At 71.5% G+C, this 20,113-nt stretch carries 17 protein-coding genes; 14 read left to right on the top strand and 3 right to left on the bottom strand.

All coding sequences use genetic code 11. The annotated features are described in order from the left end of the window. The first annotated feature begins 75 nt into the window (after nt 1-75). From AB0M93_RS07600 to AB0M93_RS07590, 3 genes are all read left to right on the top strand, one after another. Nucleotides 76-1,407, top strand: a complete 1,332-nt coding sequence (locus tag AB0M93_RS07600; RefSeq protein WP_364269500.1) for a cytochrome P450 — start codon at nt 76-78, stop codon at nt 1,405-1,407. A gap of 95 nt (nt 1,408-1,502) precedes the next feature. Beyond that, entirely contained in the window at nt 1,503-2,600 is a 1,098-nt protein-coding gene (locus AB0M93_RS07595) for an alpha/beta fold hydrolase (RefSeq protein ID WP_364269498.1), read from the top strand. A gap of 84 nt (nt 2,601-2,684) precedes the next feature. Next, nucleotides 2,685-4,781, top strand: coding sequence for a diguanylate cyclase (locus AB0M93_RS07590; RefSeq protein WP_364269496.1), 2,097 nt, complete (start codon nt 2,685-2,687; stop codon nt 4,779-4,781). A gap of 2 nt (nt 4,782-4,783) precedes the next feature. Here the strand turns inward: AB0M93_RS07590 and AB0M93_RS07585 are convergent, their stop codons facing one another. Then, nucleotides 4,784-5,446 carry a nitroreductase family protein gene (locus AB0M93_RS07585; RefSeq protein WP_364269494.1) on the bottom strand — a complete coding sequence of 221 codons (663 nt, stop codon included), beginning with the start codon at nt 5,444-5,446 and terminating at the stop codon, nt 4,784-4,786. A 221-nt stretch (nt 5,447-5,667) separates the two neighbouring features. On the opposite strand from AB0M93_RS07585, the gene AB0M93_RS07580 reads away from it, so the two are divergent. The 4 genes from AB0M93_RS07580 (at nt 5,668) to AB0M93_RS07565 (ending at nt 9,413) form a co-directional block, all read left to right on the top strand. Continuing rightward, nucleotides 5,668-6,084 (top strand): hypothetical protein, encoded by a 417-nt coding sequence (locus AB0M93_RS07580; protein ID WP_004558371.1) that lies wholly within the window; start codon nt 5,668-5,670, stop codon nt 6,082-6,084. Between the two features lie 31 nt (nt 6,085-6,115). Next, the gene (locus AB0M93_RS07575) at nt 6,116-8,218 is read left to right on the top strand and encodes a (Fe-S)-binding protein (protein WP_364269492.1); all 2,103 of its coding nucleotides are present in this window, start codon (nt 6,116-6,118) and stop codon (nt 8,216-8,218) included. Nucleotides 8,219-8,304: 86 nt separating this feature from the next. After that, complete coding sequence (locus AB0M93_RS07570) at nt 8,305-9,042, top strand: FHA domain-containing protein (RefSeq protein ID WP_364269490.1); 738 nt, start codon at nt 8,305-8,307, stop codon at nt 9,040-9,042. Then, complete coding sequence (locus tag AB0M93_RS07565; RefSeq protein ID WP_364269488.1) at nt 9,042-9,413, top strand: hypothetical protein; 372 nt, start codon at nt 9,042-9,044, stop codon at nt 9,411-9,413. Before AB0M93_RS07570 ends, AB0M93_RS07565 begins: the two co-directional genes overlap by 1 nt. Here AB0M93_RS07565 and AB0M93_RS07560 read toward each other — a convergent pair. Both AB0M93_RS07560 and AB0M93_RS07555 read right to left on the bottom strand, forming a co-directional pair. After that, a complete protein-coding gene (locus AB0M93_RS07560; protein ID WP_364269486.1) occupies nt 9,410-10,717 on the bottom strand; it encodes an MFS transporter in 1,308 nt (435 codons plus the stop codon). The two genes, AB0M93_RS07565 and AB0M93_RS07560, sit on opposite strands and share 4 nt — an antisense overlap. A 153-nt stretch (nt 10,718-10,870) precedes the next feature. Then, on the bottom strand, nt 10,871-11,515 hold the full coding sequence (locus tag AB0M93_RS07555; protein WP_364269484.1) for a TetR/AcrR family transcriptional regulator: 645 nt from the start codon (nt 11,513-11,515) through the stop codon (nt 10,871-10,873). Between the two features lie 112 nt (nt 11,516-11,627). Here AB0M93_RS07555 and AB0M93_RS07550 point away from each other — a divergent pair, with 112 nt between their 5' ends. The 7 genes from AB0M93_RS07550 (at nt 11,628) to AB0M93_RS07520 (ending at nt 20,072) form a co-directional block, all read left to right on the top strand. Then, nucleotides 11,628-12,476: a shikimate dehydrogenase gene (locus tag AB0M93_RS07550; RefSeq protein WP_364269482.1), complete on the top strand. Its 849-nt coding sequence runs from the start codon at nt 11,628-11,630 to the stop codon at nt 12,474-12,476. Further along, nucleotides 12,466-14,265, top strand: coding sequence for a TIM barrel protein (locus AB0M93_RS07545; RefSeq protein ID WP_364269480.1), 1,800 nt, complete (start codon nt 12,466-12,468; stop codon nt 14,263-14,265). Before AB0M93_RS07550 ends, AB0M93_RS07545 begins: the two co-directional genes overlap by 11 nt. A gap of 355 nt (nt 14,266-14,620) precedes the next feature. Further along, nucleotides 14,621-15,925 carry a sugar ABC transporter substrate-binding protein gene (locus tag AB0M93_RS07540; protein WP_364269478.1) on the top strand — a complete coding sequence of 435 codons (1,305 nt, stop codon included), beginning with the start codon at nt 14,621-14,623 and terminating at the stop codon, nt 15,923-15,925. Continuing rightward, nucleotides 15,922-16,908 (top strand): sugar ABC transporter permease, encoded by a 987-nt coding sequence (locus AB0M93_RS07535; RefSeq protein ID WP_364269476.1) that lies wholly within the window; start codon nt 15,922-15,924, stop codon nt 16,906-16,908. The genes AB0M93_RS07540 and AB0M93_RS07535 overlap by 4 nt, the downstream gene beginning before the upstream one ends. Next, on the top strand, nt 16,905-17,735 hold the full coding sequence (locus AB0M93_RS07530; protein ID WP_364269474.1) for a carbohydrate ABC transporter permease: 831 nt from the start codon (nt 16,905-16,907) through the stop codon (nt 17,733-17,735). Before AB0M93_RS07535 ends, AB0M93_RS07530 begins: the two co-directional genes overlap by 4 nt. Nucleotides 17,736-17,739: 4 nt before the next feature. After that, a complete protein-coding gene (locus tag AB0M93_RS07525) occupies nt 17,740-19,176 on the top strand; it encodes a glycoside hydrolase family 3 N-terminal domain-containing protein (protein WP_364269473.1) in 1,437 nt (478 codons plus the stop codon). A gap of 137 nt (nt 19,177-19,313) precedes the next feature. Further along, entirely contained in the window at nt 19,314-20,072 is a 759-nt protein-coding gene (locus AB0M93_RS07520; protein ID WP_364269471.1) for a hypothetical protein, read from the top strand. Nucleotides 20,073-20,113: the final 41 nt, after the last annotated feature.

Genomic DNA, 20,113 nt, shown 5'->3' with positions numbered 1-20,113 from the left:
TCATCCGTTCGTGTGGACTCGCGTTCGGCGTACCCGCGCGCGGCTAAGGTGGCTCGGTCACGAGGAGACGACGCCATGACGAACCCGCGTCCCGTTCCCGGCCGGCGGCCCGTGCTCGGGCACTCGGTGGCCCTGCTGCGTGACCCGCTGAAGTTCTTCACTTCGCTGCCTCAGCACGGAGAAGTCGTCAAGATCCACCTCGCCCCGCTGCCGGTGCACGTGGTCACCACCCCAGAGCTGGCGTGGCAGGTGCTGGCCACCGACGCCGGCAAGTTCGACAAGGGCCTGGTCTTCGACAAGATGCGCCCGCTCTTCGGCGACGGCCTGGCCACGTCCAACGGCGAGCTCAACCGCCGCCAGCGCCGGCTGGTGATGCCCGCCTTCGGCCGCACGCGGATCGCGGGCTACGCCGAGCACACCATGACGAAGCTGGCCGGCGAACTGGCGAGCTCGTGGCACCCGGGCGAAGTCGTCCAGTTCGACCGCCTGATGCAGGACCTCGTGCTGACCATCGCCGGGCAGACGCTGTTCTCCACCGCGCTCGGCGACGAAGCACTGGCGGAGATCCGGCGCTCGATCCCCGTCATGCTGAAGTACGTGCTGGTCCGGGCGTTCTCGCCGGCGTTCGTCGAGAAGCTGCCGATCCCGCCCAACCGCCGCTTCGACGCCGCGGCCGCGCGCCTGCGCGAAGTCATCGGCGAAACCGTCGTCGCGGCCCGCGAAACCGGCGCCGACCACGGCGACCTGCTCTCGATGCTGCTGCTGGCCCGCGACGAGGACACCGGCGAGGGCATGTCCGACGGCCAGGTGCACGACGAGGTCATCACCATCCTGACCACCGGCGCCGAGACCACCGCGGTCGCGCTGGCCTGGTTCTTCCACGAACTCGGGCAGCACCCGGACGTCGAACGGCGGTTCCACGCCGAAGTCGACGAAGTCCTCGACGGCCGGGCCGCGCGCTTCGAGGATCTGCCCGATCTCGGGTACACGCACCAGATCGTCGCCGAGATCGTCCGCCGCACCCCGCCGCTGATCCTGATGCGCCGCGCCCGGGAGGACGTCGAGCTCGGCGGGGTGGCGATCCCGGCGGGCAGCGAGGTCGCCGTCAGCCAGCACACGCTGCACCGCGATCCGCGCTGGTTCCCGGAGCCGGATCGGTTCGACCCGGACCGCTGGGCGCCCGGCCGCGCCGCCGAACTGCCGAAGGGTGCCTACATCCCGTTCGGCGCCGGCGCCCGGCTGTGCCCGGGGCACGTGTTCGCCCCGACCGAGATCGGCATCGTCGCCGCGACCATCGGGGCGCGCTGGCGGCTGGTCCCGGTGCCGGGCCGGAAGGTGTACGCGCAGATCAAGGCCACGATGCAGCCGAACCGGCTGCCGATGACCGTGGTGCCGCGCCGGACCTGACGGTACCTGTCCCACTACCGGGTGTAGTGTTCCTGGGTCCCGAACAGCCAGAGGTGCCCGAGGAAAGGGCTGTGCCCGATGAAGGGGAATACGGCGTGAGACGGCCGCTCAAGCTGACGTCGGCGTTGTTCGCCTGCGGTGTCCTGCTCGCTTCGCTGACCGCGGCGGTTCCCGCGGAAGCCGTCGCGATCTCCTGCACCGACACGGATCTGCCGGTCACCGGGCCCGGCCTGCCACCACTGGTGCCGGGGTCGCCCGCCACCGTGCACGGCCGGCTGTGCCTGCCCGCCGGGGAGGCGCCGGACACCGTCCAGCTGCTCGTGCACGGCGGAACGTACAACAGCGCGTACTGGGACCTGCCGTACCAGCCGGAACGCTATTCCTACCAGCGCGACATGGCCGCGCACGGCTACGCGACCTTCGCCGCCGACCAGCTCGGCGCCGGGCGCAGCAGCCGGCCGCTGAGCCTGCCGCTGTCGGTCTGGGCCGAGGCGGAATCGATGCACGAGGTGGTCGGGCACCTGCGGGCCGGCCGCGCCGGCGGCGTGCCGTTCGCGAAGGTGGTCATCGTCGGGCACTCGGTCGGATCGGGGGTCGTCGCGGTGGAGGCGTCGACCTACCACGACGTCGACGGCGTCGTCCTCACCGGCATCACGCACCTGCCGGCGCTGCCCGTGCTCGCGCTCGGCGCGGCGCTCGGCCTGCAGCCGGCGATGCTCGACAGCGGGCTGTCGACGCTGGGCAGCGACCCGCTGTACTTCACGACGAAGCCGGGCACGCGCGCCGGGTTGTTCTACGCCGCGGGTGACGCCGACCCCGCCGTGATCGCCGCCGACGAGGCGACCAAGGACGAGGTTTCGGTGCCCGGGATGGGCACGGTCGCGTTGTTCGGCATCGTGTTGCCGTCGACGCGGGGAATCACGGTACCGGTTTTCCAGGTGGTCGGGGAAAACGACGTTCTTTTTTGCGGGGTCCTGGCGTTGCGTGACTGTTCGGACGCCGGCGTGTTGCGGTCGCAGGAGGCGCCCTACTACGCCGATCCGTCGAAGTTGTCGATGTATGTGCTGCCCGGGGCGGGGCATTCCGTGGCGTTGCACGAAAACGCCGGCGAATACCGCAGTGCCACGCGTTCATGGCTGCAGGACCGCCTCGGCGTCGCTCCGCAGGGTTATCACTCGATCGGACGTAACTGAATCCGTGCGTCCCCCGCAATTCCGGGCCAAGATATATCGGTTACCCCGAACCGGTGTGTGCCTCGAACCCTTGGACAGCCTGAGGTGAGTGCTCCTCATCCCCGCGGCGACGGCCCGCTGAAAAAACCGTCCGCCGAACGCGCGGCGCGCCGGCTCGGCACGCTCGCGCGCAAATGGGGCTACCTGATCAGCACCACGGCCTACCTGCCGCACACCCCCGAGGAGATCGAGCGTGAGCTGGCCGCGCTGTCCGGTCGGTTGTTCGAGGCGGTCGTGAGCGATCCGCCGGACCTCGAAGCGGCCGCCGCCGCCGGCGGGCGGCTCGTCGAGCTGCGCTGCGTCGGCGCGGACAGCCTGCGGCGCAGCCTGGAGGTGCTGGCCAAGGCGCTGCTGCGCGAACCGGAACTGCGCGGCGTCGACGCGCTCGCCGAGCGGGTCGTGCTGGTGCTCGGTGCGCTCAGCTCCGGCTACGGCGAGATGCTGCGCGAAGACATCCAGAAGCGGCAGGAGGGCCTGAGCCGCGCCCTGCTGAAGGTCGAGCAGGAGACGCGGCAGAAGCAGGTGATCACCCGCGCGCAGTTCGAGGAGGTGTTCGCCGGCTCGGCCAGCGGCGTGGCCCTGACCGAGCTGGACGGCCGGGTGCTGCGGGCCAACGCGGCACTGGCCAAGACGCTCAACCGCACGCCGGCGGAGATCGGCGCGCTGAGCTTGTTCGACCTCGTCCACCCCGAGGACGTCGAGCAGCTGCGGGACGGCTACCGCGAACTGGTGGCGGGCCGGCTGCACCGGCTGCGCACCGGGCGCCGCCTGGTCGGCAAGGACGGCGAGCCGATGTGGGCCACCTTCGCCGCGTCGGTGATCCGGGACGCGGTCGGCACGCCCCGGCAGGTGCTCACCATCGTCGACGACGACACCGAGGTGTCGCTGCTGCAGCGGCGGCTGAGCCACCAGGCCCTGCACGACGTGCTCACCGGGCTGCCGAACCGGCAGTTCTTCAGCACCCGCCTGGAAACCCTGCTGCGCGACGCGGACCCGGCTCACGGCGTCACGCTCTTTCACCTCGACCTCGACGGCTTCTCGCGGATCAACGGCGGGCTCGGCCAGGAGCTGGGGGACCGGGTGCTGCGCGGGGTCGCCGCCAAGCTGAAGACGGTCTTCGAGGCGGAGAAGGCGCTGGTGGCCCGGCTCGGCGGCGACGAGTTCGGCGTCCTGGTGCAGAACACCGCGGACACCCCGGACGTGGTGACGCTCGTCCGGCGGATCACCCACGAGCTCGCCGAGCCCGAGTACGTCGACGGGCAGCACGGGGTCGCGGTGTCGGCGGCCGTCGGCGTCGTGCACCGGCCGCCGCGGGACGTCACGCCCGTGGAGCTGCTCCGGGCCTCGGACCTGACGCTCCGGCGCGTGCAGCGGACGGGGAACCAGTGGGGCCTGTTCGACCGGGAGCTGGACCGGCGCGACCGGCACGACTTCAGCTTGGCCGCGGCGATGGCGGGGGCGTGGGAGAACGGCGAAGTCGAGGTCGGCTACCGCGCGCTGGTGCGCCCGGAAGACGGCGCCGTGGCGGCCGTCGAAGCGCGGCTGCGCTGGAACCGCCAGGGCGAAGAGGTGCTGGGCCACGAGACGTGCGTCCGGCTGGCGGCGGAGACCGGGCTGGCGCTGCCGCTGGGCACCTGGCTCCTGCGCACGGCGGCCGAGCGGCTGGCCGCCTCCGGGCTCGGCGTGCCGCTCGTCGTCGAGCTGACTGCACCGCAGGCGGCCGATCCCGAGCTGGTCGGCGAGATCCGCGAGGTGCTGACCGCCACCGGCCTGCCGGCGGACCGGGTGCGTCCCGGCTTCCCGGCCGCGGCGCTGACGGCGGCGGACGCGGCCGACAACATCCGGGTGCTGGCGGAAATCGGGGTCCCGGTGGAGATCCACGGCTTCGGCGACGCCACCTGCCTCACGGAGTTCCCGGCCCGTGCGGTCCGGATCGCGCCGAACCTGGTGGCGCGCCGGGAACACCCGCTGGTGACCGGCACGCTGGCGGCGCTGGTCGACGCGGCGCACGCGGCCGGGGCGTCGGTGTCGGTCGACGGCGTCGAGACCGCCGGGCAAGCGGTGTGGTGGCAGGAGCGGGGTGCGGACCTGGTTTCGGGCCCGGCGTTCCCGGAGCCGCCGGGCGGCTGGCCCGGCGGCTGAAGTCAGATCCGGACGAGGACTTCGTCGAGGGGCTTGCGATGCAGGTCCGGCACGACGCAGTCGTCGGCCGGGTAGCCCACCGGGATCACCGCGAACGCCTTTTCGTTGCGGGGGCGGCCCAGCAGCTCGCCGAGGAACCGCATCGGCGACGGCGTGTGCGTCAACGCCGCCAGTCCCGCCACCTGCAACGCCGTGAGCAGCATGCCGACCGCGATGCCGACCGACTCGTCGACGTAGTAGTGCTTGCGGACGCCGCCGTCCTCGTCGAGGGTGAACCGTTGCTGGAACACGACGATCAGGTAGGACGCGTCCGTGAGGTGCGGCTTCACCGCGTCCGTGCCGAGCGGCCGCAGCGCGGCGAGCCACTCGTCGCCGAGCCGGCCGTCGTAGGAAATCCGTTCCTCTTCTTCGGCGGCTTCGCGGATCCGGCGGCGCACCGCGGGATCGGTGACGAGGACGAACGTCCACGGCTGCTGGTGCGCCCCGCTCGGAGCCGTCGAGGCGACCGCGATCGCGTCGAGCACCGCGCGTTCGGGGACCGGGTCGGGGGAGAACATCCGGACCGAACGCCGCGCCTCCATCCGCTGCCGCAGCGCGGCGACCCGGGCGAGGCTTTCGTCGTCGGGCAGCCGGGTGGGCCGGTAGGGAACCGGGTGGTAGGTCATGTCCGGATTGTGGCGGGGAACACGCGGCCGGCAGCAGGGCCGAACGTACGATTCGCGGGGTTAAGCGTCCGCTCTACGGACAGTAAGGTGATCCTTGCCACGAAAATTACGCCGGACAGCTCAGGGAAACTGGGCCGTTCGGTCCTGTCGCGTGAAGTGATCTCCTCATTACCCTCCAGTAGCAGACAGTGGTGCCGATCACAGTCGCTCCAGGAGGCCTCATGGCGTCGCGCGTCCGAGGACCCGGCTCCGAAGACCGGCGCGAACTGCGGCTCAGGCACCTCACCGGCTGCCTCACCTGCACGCTCAAATGCGTGTACTGCGGGCTGCCGGTGCGGCTCGCCGGGCCGGGCGACCACCCCGGGTACGGCGTGGTCGAAGAACTGACCGGCGACCTCGTGCTGCTGCACCGGTTCTGCCGCAGCGCGCTCGGCCGCTGCCGGACGCGGGGGTGCGTGCTGCGGCGCGCCCACCTCGGCCGCGCGACCGAGCAGTACGAAACCGGCCGGCGGCCCGGGCGTTACCAGCGCCTCGGCGTCCGGCGGTCGCCCGACCTCGATCTGTACCGGAAACGCTGGCGGGTCGCGAAAATGCGGTACGCGTGCCAGGCGTGCCGGTACTACACCGGCTCGCACTGAGCCGGTCCTTCCATCACGACGCGGAGGACTCGTGCTCGTTCGTCTCATCCTCGGCCTGCTCATGACCGTCGTCGGCCTCGCCGTCGCCGGCAAGCGCGTGGCCTTCCTGTACCGGCTGATCAAGGCGGGCCAGCCCGACACCAAGCGGTCGGACGACCTCGGCGCCCGCGTCTTCGCGCAGGTGCGCGAGGTGTTCGGCCAGCGCAAGCTCCTCAAGTGGTCGGTGCCCGGCCTGGCCCACTTCTTCACGTTCTGGGGCTTCGTGATCCTCGCTTCGGTGTACCTCGAGGCGTACGGCGCGCTGTTCGACGAGAGGTTCGCCATCCCGTGGATCGGCCACTGGGCGGTGCTCGGCTTCCTGCAGGACTTCATCGCCGTCGCGGTGGCCGTGTCCCTCGGCGTCTTCACGGTCATCCGGATCCGGAACGCCCCCGAGCGCAAGGACCGCGCGTCCCGGTTCTACGGCTCGCACACCGGCGGCGCGTGGCTGATCCTGCTCATGATCTTCAACGTCGTCTGGACGATGTTCTTCTTCCGCGGCGCGTCTTCGGCGTCCGGCAACTTCCCGTACGACTCGGGCGCGTACGTCTCGCTCGGCGTCGGGAACCTGCTGGAACCGCTCGGCCACTCGACGACCGAGGTGCTGGAGACGGTCGGCCTGCTGCTGCACATCGGCGTCATGCTGGTGTTCCTGTCGATCGTGCTCTACTCCAAGCACCTGCACATCTTCGTGGCACCGATCAACGTCTCGGCGAAGCGGCTGCCGGACGCGCTCGGCCCGCTGCTGCCGATGGAGTCCGCGGGCAAGCCGATCGACTTCGAGGACCCGGGCGAGGACGACACGTTCGGCCGCGGCAAGATCGGCGACTTCACGTGGAAGGGCATGCTCGACTTCGCCACGTGCACCGAGTGCGGCCGCTGCCAGTCGCAGTGCCCGGCGTGGAACACCGGCAAGCCGTTGTCGCCGAAGCTCGTCATCATGAACCTGCGCGACAACCTGTTCGAGGAGGCGCCCTACATCCTGGCGGGCACCGAGCACGAGGGCGCGCGGCCGCTGGTCGGGCCGGAGGACGACGGCGGCGTCATCGACCCGGACGTGCTGTGGTCGTGCACCACCTGCGGTGCGTGCGTCGAGCAGTGCCCGGTCGACATCGAGCACGTCGACCACATCGTCGACATGCGCCGCTACCAGGTGATGATCGAATCGGCGTTCCCGACCGAGCTGGGCGGGTTGTTCAAGAACCTGGAGACCAAGGGCAACCCGTGGGGCCAGAACAACTCCGAGCGCCTCGCCTGGACGAAGGACCTGGGCTTCGACGTCCCGGTGTTCGACGGCGAACTGCCCGAGGACGTCGAGTACGTCTACTGGGTCGGCTGCGCGGGGGCGTTCGACGACCAGGCGCGCAAGACCGTCCGCGCCACGGCGGAGCTGCTGCACATCGCCGGGGTCAAGTACGTGGTGCTGGGCAACGAGGAGTCCTGCACGGGTGACCCGGCCCGCCGCGCGGGCAACGAGTTCCTCTTCCAGATGATGGCCCAGCAGACGGCCGAGACGCTCAACGCCGTGTTCGAGGGCCGCGAGCCCCGGCTGCGCAAGATCGTCACGACCTGCCCGCACTGCCTGAACACCCTCGGCCGCGAATACCCCCAGCTGGACGGGCACTACGAGGTGGTCCACCACACGCAGCTGCTCAACCGCCTGGTCCGCGGCGGGCAGCTGACTCCGGTCAAGCCGGTCGAGGACGGCCCGAAGGTCACCTACCACGACCCGTGTTACCTGGGCCGCCACAACAAGGTCTACACGCCGCCGCGCGAGCTGGTCGGCGCCACGGGCGCGACGCTGGCGGAGATGCCCCGCCACGCGGACCGCGCGCTGTGCTGCGGCGCCGGCGGCGCCCGCATGTGGATGGAGGAGCAGATCGGCAAGCGCATCAACCTCGAGCGGGTCGACGAGGCGATCGCCACGGACGCGGAAACGATCGTGACGGGCTGCCCGTTCTGCCGCGTGATGCTGACCGACGGCCTGGTCCAGCGCCAGAGCGAGCAGAAGGCGGAGAACGTCGACGTCCGCGACGTCGCCCAGCTGCTGCTGGAACGGGTGAAGGCCACGGACGCCTCGGCCCCGAAGGTCTGAGCGGGTTCACCCGTTCGCCCCATATCTGCCCGCCCGCCGCACGGCTCTTCCTTTGGTGAAGAAGCCGTGTGGCGGGAGGAGGGCCGATGGCCGGGCAGGCTGAGGCGAGGATCGAGACGCTCGACGGGGCCGTCGCGCGGCTGGCCGTGCGGCGGGGTTCGTGGCTGGTCGGGCGGGGGCCCGGCGCGGATCTGCGGCTGTACTCGGACCAGGTGTCGCTGCGGCACGCCTGGGTCCGCCGGGACGGGCGGGGGACCTGGGTGTCCGACGCCGGGTCGCGCAACGGGACCCGGCTCAACGGGCGGCCGCTGGCCGCCGGGCAGGACCATCCGCTGCGCGACGGGGACCGGCTCGAGTTCGGGCCGATCACCGCCGTCTACTCCGACGGCGCGGCCGGGGCCGCGCACACCAGGACGTGGCAGCGGGGTGTCTCGTTCGGTGATGTGTCGGCCGGGACGATCAACAATGCCGGCCGCGATGTCAACCACAGCTACGACAACCGGCGGCACTACGAATTCAGCACGCCGGAAGGGCAGCTGATCTCGGAACTGGCCACCGGGCGCGGGGCCGGCCGGGCGGTGATGGTGCTGGGGCTGCTGATGGTCCTGGCCGGGTTCGCGATCTGGGCGTCGGTGATCTTCCGGTTCGCCAAGGCGGTTTCCCGCGGCGGCTTCGAGGCGCCGCCGTCGCTGCTGGGGCCGGACGTCTTCGGCGGCGTGCCGCTGGGTGCGGTGGGCTTCGCGCTGTTCGGGCTGGGTGGCGTGGTCGCGACGGCCGGGCTGGTGCTGGCCAAGGCGGCGCGGCACCGGAACGGGAGGCGGTAGTGGACGGCATCCACTTCCACGGCGACGTCCGGGCCGGGACGGTCAACAACGCCGTGCACGGCGACATCAACACCGTCCACGGTGGACACCAGGAGATCCGCCGCGGCCTCGATGCGCGGCAGGTCGCTTCGCTGGTGCGGGCGGTCCGCGCGGAACTCGACGCGGCCCGGCTGCCGGCGGCCACGAAGGACGCCGTGCACGACGCCCTCGACGAGGTCGACCGGGACGTCGTGCACGGCGGAAGCGGTGCGGGCGCGAAGGTCCGGCGGGCCCGGGACCTGCTCCGGGACGCCGGCGGCCTCGCGACCGCCGGCGCCGGGCTGTGGACCGCGGTGCGGGCCCTCGCCGCCGCGGTGGGCCTCCCGCTCTAACCCTCCACAGTGGACGCGACCAGCGGGGTCGCGGGTGCCGTGCCGCCCAGGTGCGCGGTCGGCACCCGGTAGGTCTCCCGGGCCGTCGCCGCGGCGAGCGCCGCCACCGCGCACACCGCCGCGGTGAAGATCGCGACGCCGAGCCAGTCGCCCTTGCCGGACCCGATCGCGGCCACCACGCTGGGGGCGAACCCCGCCACCGCGAAGCCGATCTGGGTGCCGATCGCCATCCCGGACAGGCGGACCCGGGCGCTGAACATCTCGCCGTACAGCGCCGGCCAGACGCCGTTGACGCCGGAGTACGCCACGCCGAACAGCACGATGCCGAGCACGAACAGCAGCGCGTACGAGCCGATCGAGATCGACCACAGGTAGGGGAAGATCAGCACCCCGCAGGCGAGGCAGCCGGCGATGAACACCGGTTTGCGCCCGACGCGGTCGGCCAGCCCGGCCAGCAGCGGGATCGCGGCCAGCGCGACGACGTTGGCGAGCACGCCGACCCACAGCATCGGGGTGCGCGCCAGGCCGATCGTGTTGACCGCGTAGCTCAGCGCGTAGACGGTGAAGATCGTGCTCACCGAGGCGATCGTCGCCGCGACGACCACCCGCAGGACGTCCGCCCAGTGGTGCCGGAACAGGATCGCGACCGGCAGCTTCGCGACCTCGGTGCGTTCGAACACCGGCGTCTCTTCGAGCTTGCGGCGGATCACGAACCCGACGACCACGACGAGCGCGCTGCCCCAGAACGGCACCCGCCAGCCCCAGGTCAGCAGCTGCGCCTGGGGGAGCGCGGCGACCGGCAGGAAGATCGCGGTGGCGAGGATTTGCCCGGCCTGCGTGCCGCTCAGGGTGAAGCTGGTGAAGTACGCACGCCGGTGTTCGGGGGCGTGTTCCAGCGACATCGAGTTGGCGCCCGCCTGCTCGCCGGCCGCGGAAAGCCCCTGCAGCAGGCGAAGCAGGACGAGCAGCACGGGAGCCAGTACGCCGACGCTGGCGTACGTCGGCAGGCAGCCGACGCAGAACGTCGCGAGCCCCATCAGCAGCAGGGTGAAGACGAGCACCCGCTTGCGGCCGAACCGGTCCCCGATGTGGCCGAGCACGAACGCGCCGACCGGCCGGGCGAGGTAGCCGACGCCGAAGGTGGCCAGCGCCAGCAGGGTCCCGGTGGCGGGAGCGGAGGCGGGGAAGAACACCTTGCCGAACACGAGCGCGGCGGCGGTGCCGTAGATGAAGAAGTCGTAGTACTCGAGCGCGCTGCCGATCCAGGCGGCCAGCGCCGCTTTGCGGGGCATCGATCCGGTCACGGGGAGGTGCTCCTGACGTCCGTGCTTCGTTGCTCAGACTGTGGTGCTCAAGACTGCGGCGGGAAGCAATGTACGGTCTAGTTAGTTAATAGAGGGTGCGAGACCGGACCCCGGGTGTCAAGAGATCCTTTTCGCCGGGCGGGAGCGGGGAGCTCAGCGCGCGGTCAAGTACTCGATCAGCAAGGTGCCCAGCATGGCGCGGTAGTGCTCCCGGCGGCCCGGGTCCAGCATGTCGCGGCCGAAGATCGCCTGGAACGTGTGCCGGTTCGCCAGCCGGAACACGCAGAACGAGCTGATGACCATGTGGACGTCGAGTGCGTCGACGTCCTCGCGGAACAGGCCGGCCTTCCGGCCGCGCTCGAGGATGCGCGTGATTCCGCCGAGTGCCGGGTCGGCCAGTCCGGCCAGGATCTCCGACCGCGACAGGTGCTCCGCGCGGTGGATGTTCTCGATGCTGACCAGCCGGATGAAGTCCGGGTTCGCTTCGTGGTGGTCGAACGTCAGCGCGGCCAGCTGCCGCAGGGCGTCCTCGGGGTCGAGGTGTTCGACGTCGAGCTGCTGCTCCGAGGCCCGGATCGCGGAGTACGCCTGTTCCAGGACCGCGATGTACAGCTGTTCCTTGCCGCCGAAGTAGTAGTAGATCATCCGCTTGGTGGTGCTCGTGCGGGCGGCGATCTCGTCGACGCGGGCGCCGGTGTAGCCCTTGTCCGCGAACTCCCGGGTGGCCACCGCGAGGATGTCGGCGCGCGTGCGTTCCTTGTCGCGCTGGCGCTCGGCCTCCGACGATGGTGCGGCCACCGGGCTCCTTCCGCTGCAGGTCGACGGGCCCACTCTAGCTCAGCCCTTCCGCGCGGGCCGCTGCGGCGCTACCGTGAACGTACTAGTTCGTACATTAATCCGGAGGCGACGCTTGGCCAGCTACTTGATCGGACTCGTCGGCTCGGGCATCGGCCCGTCGGCCAGCCCGGCGCTGCACGAACGCGAGGCCGACGAGCTCGGCCTCCGCTACGTCTACCGGCTGCTGGACCTCGACGTGCTGCGCCGCCCGGTCGCCGACGTCCTCGCCGCCGCCCGGCTCGCCGGGTTCGACGGGCTCAACGTCACCCACCCGGCCAAGCAGCTCGTGCTCAAGCACCTCGACGAGCTCTCGCCCGAGGCCGCCGCGCTCGGCGCGGTCAACACCGTCGTCTTCGACCGAGGCCGCGCGGTCGGCCACAACACCGACGCCACCGGCTTCGCCCGCAGCCTCACCCGCGGCCTGCCGGACGTCCCGCTGGACGACGTCGTCCTGCTCGGCGCCGGGGGAGCGGGCGCGGCGGTCGCGCACGCGCTGCTTTCCCTGGGCACCGGCCGGCTGACCGTCCACGACGTCGACGCCGGCCGGAGCGCGAAGCTCGTCGACGCGCTGAACCGCCGGTTCGGCACCGGGCGCGCGGCGGCCGGCGGGCTCGACGCCGTCCGCCGCGCCGACGGCCTGGTGCACGCCACCCCGACCGGGATGGCGGCCCACCCCGGCTCGCCGCTCCCGGCGGAGCTGCTGCGCCCGGAGCTGTGGGTCGCCGACATCGTCTACCGGCCCCTGGAAACCGCCCTGCTGGCCGCCGCCCGCGCCCGCGGCTGCCGCGTGCTGCACGGCGGCGGCATGGTCGTGCTGCAGGCGGCCGAGTCGTTCCGGCTGTTCACCGGAGTCGAGCCGGATCCGGCGCGGATGCTGCGGCACTTCGACGCTCTGGACGGGGAGGCCGCCCGTGCCGCCTGAACCGCGCACCGCGATCGCCACCGTCTGCCTCTCCGGCACGCTGGAGGACAAGCTCGCCGCGGCGGCCGCGGCCGGCTTCGACGGCGTCGAGCTGTTCGAGAACGACCTGCTGGTCTCCCCGTCGAGCCCGGCGGAAATCCGCCGCCGCTGCGCGGACCTCGGCCTGTCGATCGACCTCTACCAGCCCTTCCGCGACTTCGAAGCCGTCCCGCCCGACGTGCACGCGGCCAACCTCCGGCGCGCGGCGCGCAAGTTCGACGTGATGGCCGGGCTCGGCACGGACACGGTGCTAGTCTGCTCGTCCGTCGCCCCGGACGCGATCGACGACGACGAACTCGCCGCCGAGCAGCTGCGGGCCTTGGCGGACTTGGCGCAGCAGCGGGGGATGCGGATCGCCTACGAAGCCCTGGCCTGGGGACGGCACGTCAGCGGGTACGAGCACGCGTGGCGCATCGTGCGCCGCGCCGCGCACCCCGCGCTCGGCGTCTGCCTCGACAGCTTCCACATCCTGTCGAAGGGCCACGACCTGGCGCCGATCCGCGCCATCCCCGGCGAGAAGATCTTCTTCCTGCAGCTCGCGGACGCGCCGAAGCTGCCGATGGACGTGCTGCCGTGGAGCCGCCACCACCGGCTCTTCCCCGGCCAGGGCGACTTCGACCTGACGGCGTTCACCGGGCACGTGCTGGCCGCGGGCTACCGCGGCCCGCTGTCGCTGGAGGTCTTCAACGATGTCTTCCGCCAGGCCGACCCGCGGCCGGCCGCGGTCGACGCGATGCGGTCCCTGCTGGCGCTGAAGGAGTCGCTCGGCGTGCTGGACCTGCCCGCCGCCCCGGCGCTGACCGGCCACGCGTTCGCCGAGGTCGTCACCGACCCGGGTGCGGGGGAAATCCTGGCGTCGCTCGGCTTCGCGCGCACCGGCGTCCACCGGACCAAGCCGGTGCAGCTGTGGGAGCAGGGCGACGCCCGTGTGGTGGTCAACGAGGGCGGCGCGGCGCACGGGGCCGTCGGTGCGGTCGCGCTGGCCAGCGCCGACCCGGCCCGCTCGGCCCGGCGGGCCGAAGCGCTGCTCGCGCCGGTCCTGCCGCGGGTGCGCGGTCCGCGCGAGGCGGACCTGGCGTCGGTCGCGGCGCCGGACGGCACCCAGGTGTTCCTCTGCGGGGACGACTGGCGCGACGACTTCGTGCCGACCGGCGAAACGGCGGCCGGCGCGGGGATCCTCGGAATCGATCACGTGGCGCTCACCCAGCCCTTCGACCACTTCGACGAGGCGGCGCTGTTCTACCGATCGGTGTTCGGGCTGACGCCGTCCCCGGTGGCCGAGTTCGCGGCACCGTTCGGGCTGGTCCGCAGCCGCGCGGTGGCGGCGGGGGAGGTCCGGCTTACGCTGGACAGCGCCCTGGTCCGCCGCGGCGAATGGGCGCCGGCGGTGCCCGAACCGCAGCACGTGGCGTTCGCCTGCGCCGACGCCCTCGCGGCGGCCGCGGCGATGCGGGCCGCGGGCGCGCCGCTGCTGGCCGTCCCGGCCAACTACTACGACGACCTCGAAGCCCGCCTGGACCTGCCGTCCGAGCGGCTGGCCGGGCTGCGCGCGCACTCGGTGCTCTACGACCGGGACGACGGCGGCGAGTTCCTGCACTTCTACACGGCGCTGGCCGGGGCTCGGGTGTTCTTCGAGGTCGTGCAGCGGATCGGCGGGTACCACGGCTACGGGGTGGTCAACGCTCCGGTGCGGATGGCCGCCCACCGCGCGCGCCGACGCGCCGGATCGCCGGCGAAAACACCGGTGTGACCTGCCGTTCCACCAGCGCTGCCACACAAAACCACGCCGCACGCGCAACTGCCGCCCCGGGAAGCCTTTCCCGGGGCGGTTTTCGTCGTGCGGCCCAGGTGGGGCCGCGCGGAATTCCCGCTGCCCGGCGGTGAAAAACGACCGGGACGCCTTCCTATCAGGACGACTTCTGGCACCGGCGCGCCGGACGCCGGTAACCACCCGGCTACTGCTCGTACAACTCCCCGGTGCGTTTACAACGTTCCGGCAACCGCCTTGACAGGGCCTGTGGTACGTACCACTCTAACCCCAACATTGGTCTACACCATTTGGGGCGCCTGGCCACGGTGGCCGGGCATCGAAAGGACGGCATCGAGTGAAACGCTGGCTCAAGCTGGCGGCGGGCGCCGCCGCACTCACCCTCGCGACCGCAGGCTGCGCGGGCTCCAGCGGCTCGGACACGGCCGCTTCGTCGAGCGGCGCTCCCGCGCAGCTCAGCGGCACGGTCACGGTCTGGCTGATGACGGGTTCCGCGCCGGCCACCCTGACCGACGCGCTGAACAAGGAATTCGAGACCGCGCACCCCGGCGTCAAGGTCAAGTACGAAGTCCAGCAGTGGGACGGCATCCAGCAGAAGCTGACCACCGCGCTGGCCGGCGGCACCCCGCCGGACGTGATCGAGATCGGCAACACGCAGACCGCGGCGTTCGCCTCGCAGGACGGCGTGCTGACCGACCTGTCCGGTGACAAGGACAGCTTCAACGGCGGCCAGTGGCTGAAGGGCCTCGCGGACTCCGGCACCTACGACGGCAAGACCTACGGCGTCCCGTTCTACGCGGCCAACCGCGAGGTCATCTACCGCAAGGACATGTTCGAGCAGGCGGGCGTCACCAAGCCGCCGACGTCGAACGACGAGTGGATCGACGCGATCGGCAAGCTGAAGACGAAGTTCGGCTCCGACCCCGACTTCCAGGCCCTCTACATGCCGGGCCAGAACTGGTACGCGCTGCTGTCGTTCATCTGGGACAACGGCGGTGACATCGCCAAGGCCGACGGCAAGAACTACAAGGCCACCCTCGACACCCCCGAGGCCAAGGCCGGGCTCGACTTCTACAAGAAGCTCGTCGACACCTCCGGCACCAAGGCGCCGAAGGACGCCGACGAGGCCAAGCCGCAGCAGGCGACCGTCTACGGCGCCGGCAAGGTGGCCATGATGATCGGTCTGCCGTGGGAGCTGGCGACGGCGGCGAAGACCGACCCGAGCCTGACCGCCAAGACCGGTGCGTTCGCGATCCCGAGCAAGACCGCCGGCCAGAGCGCCCCGGTGTTCCTGGGTGGTTCGAACCTGGCGATCCCGGCCAACAGCAAGAACGTGGCCGCGGCCAAGGAGTACATCAAGCTGCTCTCCAGCGCGAAGTACCAGAGCCAGCTCGCCGCCGCCGGCGTCGTGCCCGGCACCTCGACCGACCTCACCGGCCTGGACAAGGACCCGCTGGGCAGCGTGATGGCGAAGGCTTCGGCCAACGGCAAGGCCGTGCCGGCCAGCCCGAAGTGGGGTGACGTGGAGTCCGGCCAGAACCCGGTCAAGGACATGCTGACCGCGTACCTGACCGGCAAGAAGACGCTCGACCAGGCGACCGCCGACGCCAACGCAGCGCTGAACAAGCTCATCGGCGGATGACAGCGACCGCGAATGTGACGATGCCGGCGGGGGCGACCCCGCCGGCATCGCCGCGCGACCCCGGGGTCAAGCGGCGCAGGCGGGGCCGGTTCGGCGACCGGGTCCTCCCGTACCTGCTCCTGCTCCCCGCGCTGGCGGCCATCCTGGTGCTGCTCGCCTGGCCGCTGGTCCAGGTGCTGGCGATCAGCTTCCGCAAGCTCGACATCGGCCAGCTCGTCTCCGGCAAGACGATCTGGATCGGGTTCGACAACTACACGAACACCCTGGCCGACCCCGAGTTCTGGACGATCACCGTCCGGACCCTGGTCTTCACCGCCGCGATCGTGGCCGCGACCATCCTCGGCGGCCTGCTGCTGGCGATCCTGATGCGCCACCTCGACCCGGTCGTGCGGATCATCGTGCAGGTCACGCTGGTGCTCGCCTGGGCCACCCCGGTGATCGCCACGACCACGGTGTTCCAGTGGATCTTCGACCAGCAGTACGGCATCCTCAACAAGACCCTGGACCGGCTGGGCTTCCACGGCTTCATCGGCTTCTCGTGGTTCTCCAGCGGCCCCAGCACGCTGACCGTGATCGGGCTGCTGATCGTGTGGCAGGCCGTGCCGTTCGTGACGTTCTCGCTGTACGCGGGCATCATCGGCGTCTCGCGCGAGCAGTACGAGGCCGCCGGCATCGACGGCGCGAGCGCGTGGCAGACCTTCCGCGCGGTCACCTGGCCCGCGATCCGGCCGATCACCACGATGGTGACGTTCCTGTCGGTGCTGTGGGACTTCAACGCCTTCGCGCAGATCTGGGCGATCCGGGAGGGCGGCCCGGACGGCGGGAGCACCACGCTGGCCGTCGTGCTGTACCTCAAGGGCATCGCGGGCAACCACTTCGGCGCGGCGGGCGCGATCGCGACGCTGATGCTGATCGTGCTCGCGCTCATCACCGGCCGGTACATCCAGCTGCTGGTCCGGACCCCGGAAGGTGATCTCAAGTGAGGAAGTCGCTGCCGCAGCGGATCGCGCTCTCGGTCGTCGGCGTGGTCGTGGCGCTGCTGATCCTCTTCCCGACGTACTGGATGTTCGTCACGTCGCTGCGGACGCCGGGTGAGATCCTTTCGCCCAAGTACGACCTGATCCCGACGTCGTTCTCGTTCGGCAACTTCGCCACCGCGCTGGGCAAGGACAACTTCCCGACCTACCTGATGAACAGCCTGATCGTCACGGTCGGGTCGGTGCTGTGCGCGCTGGTCGCCGGGACGCTGGCGGCGATCCCGCTGTCGCGGCTGCGGTTCACCGGCCGCAAGGGCTTCCTGGTGCTGGTCATGGTGGCGCAGCTGGCGCCGGTGTCGGCGCTGTTCATCCCGCTGTTCCTGCTGATGCGGGACGCCGGGCTGCTCAACACGCTGCCGTCGCTGCTGCTGATCTACTTCGCCACGACGCTGCCGTTCACGGTGTGGATGCTCTACGGCTTCGTCAACGGGATCCCGTACGAGCTGGAAGAGGCCGCGATGATCGACGGCTGCAGCCAGACCGGCGCGTTCCGCCGGGTGACGCTGCCGCTGCTCGGCCCGGGCCTGGTCACCACGTCGGTGTTCAGCTTCATCACCGCGTGGAACGAGTACCTGTTCGCGCTGGTCTTCATCCAGGACAAGCCGAAGGAGACCCTGCCGGTGTGGCTCGCGTCGTTCCGCACGGCGTTCGCCACCGACTGGGGCGGGGTGATGGCCGCGTCGGTCATCTACGCGGTGCCGGCGCTGATCTTCTTCCTGCTCGTGCAACGCAAGCTGGTGTCCGGCGCGACCGCCGGTGCCGTGAAGGGGTAGCGCGTTGACCTCACCGGAGAAGCTCGCCGAGGCCGTCCTCCTGCCCGGGTTCGCCGGGACCACCGCGCCGGACTGGCTGCGCCGCCGGATCGCCGGCGGCCTCGGCGGGGTGGTGCTGTTCGGCCGCAACGTCGTCGACGACGAGCAGGTCGCCGCGCTCACCGCGCAGTTGCGGGGCGAACGCGACGGCGTTGTGGTCGGGATCGACGAGGAGGGCGGCGACGTCACCCGCCTCGACGTGAACACCGGCTCGTTCGTGCCGGGCCCGCTGGCCCTCGGCGCGGCGGACGACCCGGAGCTGACCACGGCCGTCGCGGCCGCGCTCGGCGAGCGGCTGGCGGCCTGCGGCGTCACGCTGAACCTCGCGCCGTGCGCGGACCTGACCCTGGCGGCCGAGGACCCGATCATCGGCGTCCGGGCCTTCGGGTCCGACCCGGCGAAGGCGTCACCGCACGTCGCGGCGTACGTCACCGGCCTGCAGAAGTACGGGGTCGCGGCCTGCGCGAAGCACTTCCCGGGCCACGGCGCCGCGACCGAGGACTCGCACGTGGCCCTGCCGGTGCTGCCGCGGACCGTCGAAGAGCTGCGGGAGATCGAGCTGGTCCCGTTCGCCGCGGCGATCCGGGCCGGGGTGCGCTCGGTGATGTCGGGCCACCTGGTCGTGCGGGCCTGGGGCGACGAGCCGGCCACGCTCAACCGGACGGCGCTCACCGGCGTCCTGCGCGGCGAGCTCGGCTTCACCGGCGCGGTGATCACCGACGCGCTCGAGATGGGTGCGGTGTCCGGGGCGTACGGGCGGCACGACGGCCTCGGCCGCTCCGCCGTGCGGGCGCTGGCCGCGGGCGCGGACGCGCTGTGCCTCGGCGGCGCGGCGTTCGAGGCCGAACACCTGGACGCGTGCGTCGCCGCGATCGTGGCCGCCGTCGAGGCGGGGGAGCTGCCCCTGGACCGGCTGGAAGAGGCGGCCGCGCGGACGGCGGCGCTGGGCACCGACCCGGCGCCGGCTTCGGTGGGCCCGGTCGACCGGCGGCTCGGCCTCGAAGCGGCCCGCAAGGCGCTGCGGGTGCAGGGTGAGCCGCGCCTGGCCGGACCGCCCCTGGTGGTCGACGTCCAGACCGAGCCGACCATCGCGGCCGGGCCGATGCCGTGGGGCCTCGGCGCGCACCTGGCCGAGCTGGTGCCGGGGACGCGGGTGATGACCGCGACGCCGGACGACGCCGAGGCGGTCCTCGAGGCGGCGCGGGACTTCCGCAGCGTCGTCGTGGTCACCCGGGAGGCGCACCGGCACCCGCGGGTGCGCGCGCTGCTGGCCGCGTTGTCCACTGTGGACTTCATCCGGGTGGAAACCGGCGTGCCGGGCCCCGCCGGCGACGGTCCGAGGATCGACACGTTCAGCGGCTCCTACGTCAGCCTGCGCGCCGCGGCGGAATATCTGGCCTGAAACCCGACGAAACCCCGCCCCGGTGGCGGGGTTTCGTCCGGTTTGCCGCAACTCCAGAACGCCGGCCGCGCTTTGTACGGGCCTTGTACCGGCGGTCCCCATGCTGTCCTCACACCGGAAAACTGGAGGACGGAAGAATGAACATGGGGATCGTTAAGCGGATGGCCGGGGTGGCCGGAATCGCTGCGGCGATCGTGGTCGCCGGGGCAGGCCCGGCGTTCGCGGCATCGGGCACGGTGCACACCGATTCGGGTGCGCCGCTGACCGTGCGGTCCAGCCCGAGCGCGAGCGCGACCTCGGTCGGGTCCATCGCCGACGGCACCGCGGTGACCATCAGCTGCCAGACCAACGGCTCGACGGTCGACGGCAAGTACGGCACGTCGGACATCTGGGACAAGGTGGGCGACGGCTACGTCAGCGACTCCTACGTCTACACCGGCTCCGACGGCCGGGTGGCGCCGGACTGCGCGGGCTCGACGCTGACCTGCTCCACCGCGGGCACCGGCGACTCGAAGACCTGCGCCCAGGCGGTGGCCTACGCCAAGACCCGCATCCACACCAGCGACCTCGACTCCTACGAGGGCTGGTGCGACCGGATCAACGCGCAGAACTACGGCTGGTCCGCTTCGGGCTCGGAGACGGCCTACATCCACTGGACCCAGATCCCGGCGTCGTTCAAGCACCCGGGTGACTACCAGGTCCCGGCCGGCGGCCTGGCCTTCTTCAAGAGCAGCGGCGCGGGCCACACGATGATCTCGATCGGCGACGGCAAGTTCCTGTCGAACGACATCAACGGCTACGGCAGCTACACCGAGACGACGATCGCGCAGATCAAGAGCAAGTGGGGCCAGACCTACCTCGGCTGGTCGCAGCCGTGGTTCAAGGTGAACCACTGACCCGCTGACGGCGGCGCGGGTCTCGCCGGCTTCGGTGGCGA

Source organism: Amycolatopsis sp. NPDC051102 (assembly GCF_040682815.1).
Taxonomy (GTDB): domain Bacteria; phylum Actinomycetota; class Actinomycetes; order Mycobacteriales; family Pseudonocardiaceae; genus Amycolatopsis.
This window is presented reverse-complemented; position numbering and strand designations above follow the sequence as displayed.

Excerpts from the sequence above, each read along its gene's own strand:
- AB0M93_RS07580 (WP_004558371.1), top strand. The coding sequence starts at position 5,668 with ATGGCGTCGCGCGTCCGAGGACCCGGCTCCGAAGACCGGCGCGAACTG.
- AB0M93_RS07520 (WP_364269471.1), top strand. The coding sequence starts at position 19,314 with ATGAACATGGGGATCGTTAAGCGGATGGCCGGGGTGGCCGGAATCGCT.
- AB0M93_RS07600 (WP_364269500.1), top strand. The coding sequence starts at position 76 with ATGACGAACCCGCGTCCCGTTCCCGGCCGGCGGCCCGTGCTCGGGCAC.
- AB0M93_RS07535 (WP_364269476.1), top strand. The coding sequence starts at position 15,922 with ATGACAGCGACCGCGAATGTGACGATGCCGGCGGGGGCGACCCCGCCG.
- AB0M93_RS07585 (WP_364269494.1), bottom strand. The coding sequence starts at position 5,446 with ATGACCTACCACCCGGTTCCCTACCGGCCCACCCGGCTGCCCGACGAC.
- AB0M93_RS07570 (WP_364269490.1), top strand. The coding sequence starts at position 8,305 with ATGGCCGGGCAGGCTGAGGCGAGGATCGAGACGCTCGACGGGGCCGTC.